Genomic DNA, 11,217 nt, shown 5'->3' with positions numbered 1-11,217 from the left:
CGGTGTGATCCATAAGTCGCATAAGATAGATTATGGAACATGATGCGCCATCGAAGTCCTTAAACGAAGAACTTCATCAAGACGCTCCGATTGGATTTCTAAAGACGTTCTCTTTCAGCTCGCCATGAACCTATGCCGATGCACAGTGAGAAAGTCACTCACCCTTTGCTGTGGCGAAAACGATGCTCGCATCGCTGACGATGGCGACATGGGAATAAGCCGCTTGACCGGCTGCCGCTGCATCGCCACGCATGATCGCCGTCACGATGACGTCGTGTTCGTCATAGGATTTTGCCAAGCGACCAGGCAGCCGGAACTGCGCGCGGCGGAATGGCGCCAATCGTGCGCGTGTCTGTGTCACCAGCTCGAAGATATGATCATTGTGCGCGCCGCGATAAAGCAGCGAGTGAAACTCGGTATTGTACGCGGCATATTCGTCCTTGGCGCCGGCATGGACGAGCCTTGCGGAACTGCGGTGCGAAAACTCGAGCGCCCGTCTTTCATCAATGGTCATTCGTTCGGCCGAAAGGCGCGCGCAAATGGCTTCTAATTCCGACATCGCCTCGAACATCGAATGAAGATAGGCTTCCGTGACATTGGCCACGATCGCACTGCGGTTCGGTTCTCGATCGACCAAGCCCATCGCGCCAAGCTCGCGCAACGCTTCGCGAACCGGCGTTCGTGACACATCGAAACGCGCTGCAAGCGAAACCTCATCGAGTTTCTCGCCCGGCGACAACGCTCCCGTGACGATCATATCAGCCATCGCGCGGACCATCTGCTCGACGGTCGTGCCTGCTCTTACCACTTGTCTGCGTTTGACCTGATTCACGTTCGCGCTGACTTCCCTAGATTGTATACAGATTCACCCAGTATTCTGAAAAGTCAAATAGTTTCGCCTTTTTAGTGGGTTATTCGTCCATCCTGACAAAACATGAAAATTGCTGTAAATCCGAATGCGGCCATTCATGCCCAAACATAATTCTCGGATTATTTTTTGATCATTTAACGACGGCAATCTGCATACAGTTTGCACAGCCCCATATGAGCGCCTATTTTTATTCACTAAAACCAATGTCTTATAATTTGGCATGGTCATTGCATACACTTTCTTGCAACGTTTTCGAACCGGCCCTTGCCGCAAGGAGCATTCCGATGACCAAACTCCTTTCCATGAACCGCCGCCATTTCCTGCAGGCTTCTGCAGCCGGCGCACTCGCTTTGACGCCTGGCCTGCTGCCAAGCCGCGCCTTCGCCCAGAGCGCGCTGACGGTGGGTTTCATCTATGTCGGCCCCAAGGACGATTACGGCTACAACCAGGCGCATGCCGAAGGCGCGGCGGCGCTCAAGGCGCTGCCGGGCGTGACCGTCGTAGAAGAAGAAAATGTCCCGGAAACGGTCGATGTCCAGAAGACGATGGAATCGATGATCAACCTCGACGGCGCGACGCTGATCTTCCCGACGTCGTTCGGCTATTTCGACCCGCATATGCTGGCGATGGCGGCAAAGTATCCGGACATTCAGTTTCGCCACTGCGGCGGGCTCTGGCAGGAAAGCAAGAACCCGGCGAACACCGGTTCGTATTTCGGCTACATATTCCAGGGCCAATATCTGAACGGTGTCGCGGCCGGCTATACGTCGAAGAGCAAGAAGATCGGTTTTGTCGCGGCCAAGCCCATTCCGCAGGTGCTGCAGAACATCAATGCCTTCCTGCTCGGCGCGCGCGCGGTCGATCCGTCAATCACCTGCCAGGTCATCTTTACGGGCGAGTGGTCGCTGGCCGTCAAGGAAGCTGAGGCTACTAACGCGCTAATCGACCAGGGCGCGGATGTGATTACCTGCCACGTGGACAGCCCGAAGGTTGTCGTTGAAACGGCTGCCGGACGCGGCGCTTTTGTCTGCGGCTACCATGCAAACCAGAGCCCGTTGGCACCTGAAAAATACCTGACCGGCGCGGAATGGGCTTGGGGTAACGTCTATACCGACTTCGTAAAGAAGGCGCAGGCCGGCGAAAAGCTCGGCAACTTCGTGCGCGGCGGCCTCAAAGACGGATTCGTCAAGATGAGCCCACTCGGGCCTGCCGTGCCCGCGGAAGGACGGACGAAGTTCGACGCCACGCTAGCCGAAATGATGACCGGCAAGTTCTCCGTCTTCAAGGGACCGATCAAGGACAACAAGGGCAACGTCGTCGTCGCGGCCGACAAGAGCTATGCCGAAGATGCCATCGAGCTCGAGAGCATGAACTACCTGGTGGAAGGCGTCGTCGGATCCACGGCCTAAGCCAGAGGGAGAAGCGTCATGACAGTCGAGGCGAACACTGCCGCAATTTCCATCGCTTCCGAACGATCATCCGTACTGAGACCCATCCTCGAATGGCTGGCACGGCGAGCGGAACCTGTTATCATTAGTTTCGGCGCGATCCTGATCGGGCTGGCGCTCTTCTCCATCTTCATCCTAGTGATTGGCAAACCGCCGGCCACCTTGTTCCAACTGATGTACACGGGCGGCTTTGGCAGCTGGTTCTCGATCCAGAACAGCCTTAGCCGGGCCGCCCCGCTTCTTCTGACAGCACTGTGTGTCGCCTTGCCGGCCCGTTTGGGGCTCGTCATCATCGGGGGCGAGGGCGCCGTAGTGTTGGGCGGCGTCGCCGCCGCTGCGATTGCGCTGCCCTTCATCGGGATGCTGCCTGCCCTCCTCGTCCTGCTGCTCATGGCTGCAGCGGCCATGGTCGTCGGAGGCATCTGGATTGGCCTTGCGGGCTTCCTCCGGCACTATCGCGGCGTCAACGAGACGATCTCCTCTCTGCTGCTCGCCTATATCGCCATCGCTCTGATGAACCAGTTCGTCGAAGGGCTGCTGCGCGATCCGGCGAGCCTGAACAAACCCTCGACATCTCCCCTACCCGCGGAGTACATGCTCGGCAAGATGCCCGGAATGGACGTGCATTGGGGGCTCGCCATCGGCGTCGTCGCCTGCATCGCTTCCTGGGTGCTGATCGAGGTGACGAGCTACGGCTTTGCCGCGCGTATCGCCGGCGGCAACGTTCGCGCCGCACAGATCCAGGGATTGCCTGTCGGCCGCCTGATCGTCGGTTTCACAGCGATCGCCGGCAGCTTCGCGGGCCTTGCCGGAATGATCGAAGTCGCTGCCGTCCAGGGTAGCGCCAATGCCTCGCTGGCGGCGGGCTATGGCTATACGGGCATCCTCGTCGCCTTCCTGGCGCGACACAATCCGCTGGCGATCATTCCGGTCGCCATCCTGCTTGGCGGCATCGATGCGTCGGGTGGGCTAATTCAGCGCCGCATGGCATTGCCTGACGCGACTGTACTGGTGCTGCAGGGCACGCTCTTCGTCGTCATCCTCTTCTGCGAGACCTTCTACGGCCGCTTCAAGATCTTCAATCCCGACCTCTGGAAAAGGAGCGCATGATGGACGCGAGCGGCATCGGCATCTGGGGCGTCCCCCTCGCCATCTTCGCAGGCGCGATCCGCGTGTCGACACCTTTCATCTTCGTCAGCCTCGGCGAGACCATCACCGAACGTTCCGGCCGCATCAATCTCGGGCTGGAAGGCACGCTGGTCTTCGGCGCCATGACGGCCTACGCGATCGCCGTGCTCAGCGGCTCGCCCTGGCTTGGTGTATTTGCAGCCATGGGCACCGGTGCGGTCTTTGGCCTGGTGCACGGATGGATCTGCAAGTGGCCGAAGGTCAATGATATCGCGATCGGCATCGCCATGATGCAATTCGGCCTCGGGCTTGCCTTCTTTCTCGGCAAGCCCTTCATCCAGCCGGCAGCGCCTCATCTGCCGTCGATCCAGCTAGGTGCCTGGTCCGATCTTCCGCAGGTTCAGGCGGCCTTGAACATCAATGCGCTTTTCATCCTGGGCGGCGTACTTGCGCTCTTCCTGTGGTGGGCGTTCAAAAACACCCGGATCGGCCTGGTGTTGCGCGTCGTCGGCGACAGTACCGACGCGGCACGTGCGATGGGGATCAACCCAGACCGCGTGCGCCTGCTGGCCACGGTCGTCGGTGGATCGCTTGCCGCCGTCGGGGGGGCCTATCTCTCGCTCTACTACCCGGGCTCGTGGAACGAAGGCATCTCCTCCGGGCAGGGCCTGATGGCGGTGGCGCTGGTGATCTTCGCACGCTGGAATCCGATCGGCTGCTTTCTGGCGGCGCTTCTCTTCGGCGGCGCGGGTGCACTGGGCCCTGCCCTGCAATCGGTCGGCGTCACCCAGGGCTACTATCTCTTCTACGCGACTCCCTACGTGCTGACACTGGTTATTCTAATCGCGACTTCGTCGCCCACCCGCTCGCTTGCGGGAGCGCCCGGCGCGTTGTCGCTCGCGAAATAGATGATCTGCCACGGACGGTCTCGGCGGATTAGACGGGCCGGAAAAACATTCAAGCTTGCGGGGGAACAGGAGAAAACGATGGACGCGATAGTCGAAGCCAAAGGACACTACATCAATGCCGATCCCTATGCCTGGCCCTACAACGGTGCACTGAGGCCCGACAACACGGCACTCATCATCATCGACATGCAAACCGATTTCTGCGGCAAGGGTGGCTATGTCGATCACATGGGCTATGACCTGTCGCTAGTGCGGGCGCCTATCGAGCCGATCAAGAACGTGCTCGCCGCCATGCGCGCCAAGGGCTACCACATCATTCATACCCGCGAAGGGCATCGCCCCGATCTCGCGGATCTGCCCGCGAACAAGCGCTGGCGCTCCCAGCGCATCAACGCCGGCATCGGCGACGCCGGCCCTTGCGGCCGCATCCTCATTCGTGGAGAATCAGGGTGGGACATTATCGACGAGCTGAAGCCGACCGAGGGAGAGACGATCATCGACAAGCCCGGCAAGGGGTCCTTCTGCGCTACGGATTTGGAGCTGATCCTCAACCAGAAGCGGATCGAGAACATCATCCTGACCGGCATCACGACCGATGTCTGCGTTCACACGACGATGCGCGAGGCGAACGATCGCGGCTTCGAGTGCCTGCTGCTCGAGGACTGCTGCGGCGCCACCGACTACGGCAATCACCTCGCCGCCATCAAGATGGTGAAGATGCAGGGCGGCGTCTTCGGATCGGTGTCCAATTCGACAACCCTGATCGAGGCGCTTCCTTGATGCCATCCTTGCGTGCCCTTCGTCGAAAAGGAGATCTGAAGTGAGCATCGTACGCGACACGCCTCTTCCCCAGTCCGGCAAGGCCGTCGGTATTCAGACACTCGACATGACCATGCGGTTCGGCAGCTTCACCGCACTTGACCGTGTTTCAATCGACATTCCGGCCGGCACCTTCCACGCCCTCCTCGGCGAGAACGGTGCAGGCAAGTCGACTCTCGTCAAATGCATCATGGGCTTCTACCATCAGACCTCGGGCTCGCTCTCAGTCGATGGCCGCGAAGTGGTAATCGCCTCCCCCAGGGATGCGGCGACTTATGGGCTCGGCATGGTCTATCAGCACTTCACGCTGGTGCCGTCGCTGACAGGTGCGGAAAACCTCGTCATCAGCCGCGCCGCCGTACCCGCCGTGATCAATTGGGCCAAGGAGCGCAAGGATCTCGCAGCCTTCATGGAGCGCATGCCGTTCAAGATCCCGCTCGATCGTCCGGTCAGCGAGCTCGCCGCCGGTGAAAAGCAAAAACTCGAAATCGTCAAACAGCTCTATCTCGGCCGCAGCTTTCTCGTGCTCGATGAGCCAACATCCGTACTGACGCCCGCCGAGGCAGACGAGATGCTCGGGCTCATGCGCGGCATAACCGAACGCGGCGAACTGACCGTGCTGATGATTTCGCACAAGTTCCATGAGGTCACGAAGTTCGCCGACGCCGTCTCTATCCTGCGGCGCGGAAAGCTGGTCGGCGGTGGCAAGGTCGGCGAAATGTCAACGGCAGAGATGGCCTCCACGATGATCGGCGACGTCAAGCTCGCCGAACTCGACACGCGCGTGCCGGTATCGAAAATGGCGAAGCCTGTTCTCAAGGTGGAAAGGGTCAGGGCGCCTGATCGCTCCGGCCTGAAGACCATCGAGATTGAGAGCCTGACGGTCCGCTCCGGCGAGATCGTCGGCATTGCCGGCATATCGGGCAACGGGCAGAAGGAACTGACGGAGATTCTTGCCGGTCAACGACCAACCGAGGTGGGTAGCGTGCTGGTAAACGGTAACGCCTACGGAGCGACCCGGCTGGAAACGCGCAGGAACAGTGTGCGCTTCATTCCGGAGGAACCCCTGCAAAATGCCTGCGCACCACGCATGACGGTGAGCGAGAATTTGGCCTTCCGTACGTTCGATCTGAAACAGGACGGTAAGGACGCAATCTGGCTCAACAGGGCCAAAATGAAGAAGCGGGCGACTGACCTGATCGCCGACTTCAAGGTCAAGACCGCCTCGTCTGCATCACCAATCGCTGCTCTGTCCGGCGGCAATGTGCAGCGTGCCGTGCTTGCGCGTGAACTGACGGGCGAGGTCGATCTTCTGATCGTATCCAATCCCTGCTTTGGTCTTGACTTCTCGGCGGTGGCGGAAATCCGCGCGCGCATCATGAGGGCGCGCAACTCCGGTGCGGCGGTGCTGCTGCTGTCTGAAGATCTGGACGAATTGCTGGAGATGTCTGACCGGATCATGGTCATCTCGGGAGGCAAGTTCGTCTACGAAACCCCGGCGCTGACGGCTGATATTTCGGTCATTGGCGCGCATATGGCAGGACATCACTGATGGCTGACATCAAGGCGCAACCTTTTGCCTTTCCGACGAAGTCCGACCAACTGGCACTGATCGTCATCGACATGCAGCGCGACTTCGCCGAGCCCGGCGGCTTCGGCGCGAGCCTCGGCAACGATGTCAGCCGCATCACCAAGATCGTTCCCGATGTCAAACGGCTGATTCAAGGATTTCGTGATGCCGGCCTGCCTGTCATTCACACCATGGAATGCCACAAGCCGGATCTTTCCGATCTCTCGCCTGCCAAGCGCAACCGCGGCAAGCCGACCCTCAGGATCGGCGATGATGGACCAATGGGTCGGATCTTGATTGCCGGCGAGGCTGGTACGGCGATCCTGCCTGAGCTTGCCCCTATCGACGGCGAGATCGTGATCGAAAAACCGGGCAAGGGTGCCTTCTACGCTACCGAACTCGGGGACGTCTTAAAAGCGAGGGGCATCAGCCAGCTCATATTTGCCGGCGTCACCACCGAGGTCTGCGTTCAGACGACCATGCGCGAAGCCAATGATCGCGGATACGAGTGCCTCCTCGCCGAAGAAGCGACCGAGAGCTATTTTCCCGAATTCAAGGAAGCCGCCATCTCCATGATCCGCGCCCAGGGCGCGATCGTCGGCTGGACTGCACATGTGGACGACATATTGGAGGTAATCGGCCATGCCTGAGACGACACGTGAACTCCTGACCCTAGGCGGTTGGAAAGACCTGCCTTTCTCCCCATTTCGTGACGACGTCACTATCCATTGGATCCGCCCTTTCGAAAGCGATCAACCGGGCATCGCCCTTTTGAAATACGAGGCTGGTGCGTCTGTGCCACGGCATCGCCATGAGGGGCTCGAGACCATCCTGGTCCTGGAGGGCACTCAGTCGGATGAGGCCGGCGACTATGGGCGCGGCAGTTACATCGTCAATGCGGCCGGGACAGAACACTCCGTGTGGAGTGACACCGGCTGCGTCGTGCTGATCCAATGGGATCGGCCCGTGAAGATTCTGGAAGAGGAAATAGCATGACCAGCGCACCGGCTTTCGATATCGCATCGCTGCACGCATACTACGCTGGGGGCGGAACCGCCCACAGGATCATCGACAAGGTGTTCGCACGGCTGGCCGAGGTCAACGATCCGGGCATCTTTCTTCACCTCGCAGATCGTGAGGCACTGCTTGCCGAGGCGGATGCACTGGGTGCGTTTGACGCCGAGGCCAAGCCGCTTTGGGGTATCCCCTTCGCTGTCAAGGACAACATCGATGTTGCCGGCATGCCGACGACTGCCGCCTGCCCGGACTATTCTTATCTGCCGACAGTTGATGCAACCGTCGTTCGCTTGTTGAAGGAAGCCGGTGCGCTCGTCATCGGCAAGACCAATCTCGATCAGTTCGCGACCGGACTGGTGGGTGTCCGATCGCCCTACCCGATCCCTCGCAACGCCATCGACGCCAACCTCGTTCCAGGCGGCTCCAGCTCCGGCTCGGCTGTCGCCACCGCGCAGGGCATCGTCAGCTTCGCACTGGGAACGGATACCGCCGGCTCCGGCCGCGTCCCGGCGGGGCTCAACAACATCGTCGGCCTCAAGCCGAGTGTCGGCGCCCTTTCGACAATGGGTGTCATACCTGCCTGCCGCACGCTCGACTGCGTGTCCATCTTTGCCCTGACCGTCGATGATGCCTGGCGTGTCTTTGGCACCGTCGCCCGTTACGATGTGGCGGATGCTTATTCGAAGGACATCCCTGCCGCCGGCTATGGCTTGCTTCCGCCGGTCCTGACCATCGGAACTCCCGCAAAAGCCGACCGCCAGTTCTTTGGCGACGCCGTCATGGAAGCTTCGTACGAAAACGCGCTCGAGCTGCTGGCAACGCTCGGCCATCGCCTCGTCGAGGTGCCGTTCGAGAATTTCTACAAGGTCGCCAATCTTCTCTACGAAGGTGCCTGGGTAGCTGAACGCTATGCTGGCGTGAAGGCCTTCTTCGATGCCAACGAAACAAGCTTCCATCCGGTCACGCGCAAGATCTATGGCGCCGCTAGAACACTCAGCGCTGCCGATGCCTTCAACGGTCTCTACGCCCTTCAGGCTTTGAAGAAGACCGTGCAACCAATCATCGACTCCGTCGATCTTCTCTGCGTTCCGACAGCGCCAAGCCACTACACGCTGGCCGACCTCGCCGCCGACCCGATCCGCGAGAATTCACGGCTTGGGACCTACACCAATTTCGTCAATCTACTCGATATGTGCGGTATCGCCGTGCCGACAGGCAAACGTGCCGATGGCCTGCCGGCAAGCGTAACGCTCCTGGCGCTCTCGGGCCGGGATAGCTTGACGGCGGCTCTTGCACGAGAGATCCACCAGGCCGCCGGTGTGAGGCTGGGCGCCACAGGCTGGTCCCTACCCTCCGCGCCGCCGAAACCGACGACCAATGCCCAGAGCGAGATGATCGATCTTGTTGTCGTCGGTGCGCATCTATCCGGCATGCAGCTGAATGTCCAACTGCGTGACCTCGACGCTGTGTTTTCGCGGGAGGCGCAGACATCGGATGCCTACCGGCTCTATGCGCTTGCCGGCCAGGTGCCCGCAAAGCCCGGGATGATCCGCGTCGAGCCCGGCAGAGGTGGCCGCATTGATGTGGAAGTCTGGCGGTTGACGCCTGCTGCCTTTGGGCAATTCGTGGCTGCGATACCCTCGCCTCTCGGAATCGGTTCGATCACTTTGTCTAACGGAGCCGTGGTGAAAGGCTTTCTTGTGGAGCCAGCAGCGATCACCGGGGCGACCGATATCACCGACTATGGCGGTTGGCGCAACTATGTGGCTGCGCAGGCCGAGCAGAGAGTGCGAAGCGCGGGCTGATCTGCGCGCAAACCTCAGGCGCCTGATGGCTCGTCAGGCGGTTTCCAGCTCCGCCAACTCGATATCGAAGCTCATTTGATCATAGGCCGGTACGACATGGTCCGGCGTCTCGGCCATAACAGTATCGTAGTCCAGCGGGGTATGCATATGGGTCAGGATTGCCCGCTTCGGCTTCAGACGATCGATCCAATCCAGAGATTGTTCCAGCGACAGGTGGCTGGGATGATACCGGTATTGCAGCGCGTCGATGATCAGGACATCGAGATCCTGAAGTTTTGTTACAGTTTCCGGAGGGAAGTCACTGATATCGCTGCAATAAGCGACGCCACCAATGCGGAATCCGAGGGACGTTATATCCCCATGCTGCTGTGTATGGGGGTGGAATGAAATCGTGCCTCCGGCGCCGGCAATTCGCAGCGGCACATCAATGCTTTCAATGATCTTGGTTTCGACGATCGGCGGATAGTTGCTGCCGGGCGGCGTCTCCATGCAATAGCCGAATCCTTGGCGAATGCGATCCATCGTCTCCCTGGTGGCATGGATAGGGACGCGTTGTTGCGATCCATAGAAATAGCCGCGCAGGTCGTCGAGACCATGAATGTGGTCTGCATGCGGATGCGTATAGAGAACCGCGTCAATGTGCGTGACGCGGGCCGCGATCATCTGCTCGCGAAAGTCCGGTCCGGTGTCGACAACGACCGTCGTAGCGCCACCGTTGTCATCAAATTGCTGCACCATGAAGGCAGCACGCGTACGCCGGTTCCTGGGATTGGCCGGATCGCATGCACCCCAGTCGCCGGTGATGCGTGGAACGCCGGGCGACGACGAACAGCCGAGAATGGTGAAACGCCGTCTGTAGCCCACGCTGTCAGATCCTCGGCATCTTTGAGAAAATGCGGAATGCGTTTTCCGTCGTGATCCGTGCCATCTCGGCATAGCTGAGGCCGAGAGTCTCGGCCAGAACCTCGGCTGTGTTCACAACATAGGACGGTTCATTGCGCTTGCCGCGCCAGCGCTTCGGCGCGAGGTAGGGCGCATCCGTCTCGACAAGCAGGCGATCGTGCGGGACCGTCTTGGCGATGCCGCGAAGCTCCTCCGACTTGGGGAAGGTCAGGATGCCGGAAAAGGAGACGTAGCCGCCGAGTTCAACGCCGACCCTTGCGAGTTCTGCGCCCGACGAGAAGCAATGAAGGATGAAGGGGAACGCGCCCCTGCCTGTTTCCTCGGTCAGGATCGCCGCCATGTCTACGTCGGCGCTGCGGCTATGGATCACGAGCGGCAGCTGTGTCTCACGCGACGCATCGATATGGCGCCGCAATCCGGTCTGCTGGTCTTCCGGCTTCTGCGTGTCGTAGAAGTAGTCGAGACCGGCCTCGCCGATCGCGACGATCTTCTCGTGGGCATTGGCCAGCCGCACGAGATCGTCCGTCTGGATGTCGAGCTCATCGCCGGCATTGTTCGGATGGGTGCCGACGGAACAGAAAACGGACGGATATTTCTCGGTGATCGCGAGCAGCCCGTCGAGCTTGCGCACGCGCGTCGAGATCGTCACCATCTGCTTGACGCCGGCGTCGTGTGCGCGCTTGACGATCTCGTCGCGCTCCTCCTCGAAGTCGGCAAAATCCAGATGGCAATGCGTATCGATCAGCAT

11 protein-coding genes are annotated in these 11,217 nt (G+C 60.1%); 8 read left to right on the top strand and 3 right to left on the bottom strand.

Annotation, left to right across the window (positions count from 1 at the left end; translation table 11 throughout):
* Positions 1 to 154 precede the first annotated feature (154 nt).
* Positions 155 to 832 carry a GntR family transcriptional regulator gene (locus tag K9B32_RS21005; protein ID WP_224565635.1) on the bottom strand — a complete coding sequence of 226 codons (678 nt, stop codon included), beginning with the start codon at positions 830 to 832 and terminating at the stop codon, positions 155 to 157.
* Positions 833 to 1,155: 323 nt separating this feature from the next.
* Between K9B32_RS21005 and K9B32_RS21000 the strand changes: the two genes are divergently transcribed.
* The 8 genes from K9B32_RS21000 (at position 1,156) to atzF (ending at position 9,566) form a co-directional block, all read left to right on the top strand.
* Complete coding sequence (locus K9B32_RS21000; protein ID WP_224565634.1) at positions 1,156 to 2,280, top strand: BMP family ABC transporter substrate-binding protein; 1,125 nt, start codon at positions 1,156 to 1,158, stop codon at positions 2,278 to 2,280.
* Positions 2,281 to 2,298: 18 nt separating this feature from the next.
* Positions 2,299 to 3,429 (top strand): ABC transporter permease, encoded by a 1,131-nt coding sequence (locus K9B32_RS20995; protein ID WP_224565632.1) that lies wholly within the window; start codon positions 2,299 to 2,301, stop codon positions 3,427 to 3,429.
* Positions 3,429 to 4,355, top strand: a complete 927-nt coding sequence (locus tag K9B32_RS20990) for an ABC transporter permease (protein WP_224565646.1) — start codon at positions 3,429 to 3,431, stop codon at positions 4,353 to 4,355. The genes K9B32_RS20995 and K9B32_RS20990 overlap by 1 nt, the downstream gene beginning before the upstream one ends.
* 78 nt (positions 4,356 to 4,433) lie before the next feature.
* Positions 4,434 to 5,135, top strand: coding sequence for a cysteine hydrolase family protein (locus K9B32_RS20985; protein ID WP_224565630.1), 702 nt, complete (start codon positions 4,434 to 4,436; stop codon positions 5,133 to 5,135).
* A 40-nt stretch (positions 5,136 to 5,175) separates the two neighbouring features.
* Entirely contained in the window at positions 5,176 to 6,726 is a 1,551-nt protein-coding gene (locus tag K9B32_RS20980; protein WP_224565628.1) for an ABC transporter ATP-binding protein, read from the top strand.
* Entirely contained in the window at positions 6,726 to 7,394 is a 669-nt protein-coding gene (locus K9B32_RS20975; RefSeq protein WP_224565626.1) for a cysteine hydrolase family protein, read from the top strand. The genes K9B32_RS20980 and K9B32_RS20975 overlap by 1 nt, the downstream gene beginning before the upstream one ends.
* Positions 7,387 to 7,740, top strand: a complete 354-nt coding sequence (locus tag K9B32_RS20970) for a cupin domain-containing protein (RefSeq protein ID WP_224565624.1) — start codon at positions 7,387 to 7,389, stop codon at positions 7,738 to 7,740. Before K9B32_RS20975 ends, K9B32_RS20970 begins: the two co-directional genes overlap by 8 nt.
* Entirely contained in the window at positions 7,737 to 9,566 is a 1,830-nt protein-coding gene (gene atzF, locus K9B32_RS20965) for an allophanate hydrolase (RefSeq protein WP_224565622.1), read from the top strand. The genes K9B32_RS20970 and atzF overlap by 4 nt, the downstream gene beginning before the upstream one ends.
* Positions 9,567 to 9,599: 33 nt before the next feature.
* Here the strand turns inward: atzF and K9B32_RS20960 are convergent, their stop codons facing one another.
* Both K9B32_RS20960 and K9B32_RS20955 read right to left on the bottom strand, forming a co-directional pair.
* The gene (locus K9B32_RS20960; RefSeq protein WP_224565620.1) at positions 9,600 to 10,430 is read right to left on the bottom strand and encodes an MBL fold metallo-hydrolase; all 831 of its coding nucleotides are present in this window, start codon (positions 10,428 to 10,430) and stop codon (positions 9,600 to 9,602) included.
* A gap of 4 nt (positions 10,431 to 10,434) precedes the next feature.
* Positions 10,435 to 11,217: a TatD family hydrolase gene (locus tag K9B32_RS20955; protein ID WP_224565618.1), complete on the bottom strand. Its 783-nt coding sequence runs from the start codon at positions 11,215 to 11,217 to the stop codon at positions 10,435 to 10,437.

The organism is Rhizobium sp. 3T7 (genome assembly GCF_020166565.1).
Classification (GTDB): domain Bacteria; phylum Pseudomonadota; class Alphaproteobacteria; order Rhizobiales; family Rhizobiaceae; genus Rhizobium.
Note: the sequence above shows the minus strand (reverse complement) of the source record. Positions and strands in the feature narration are given on the sequence as shown.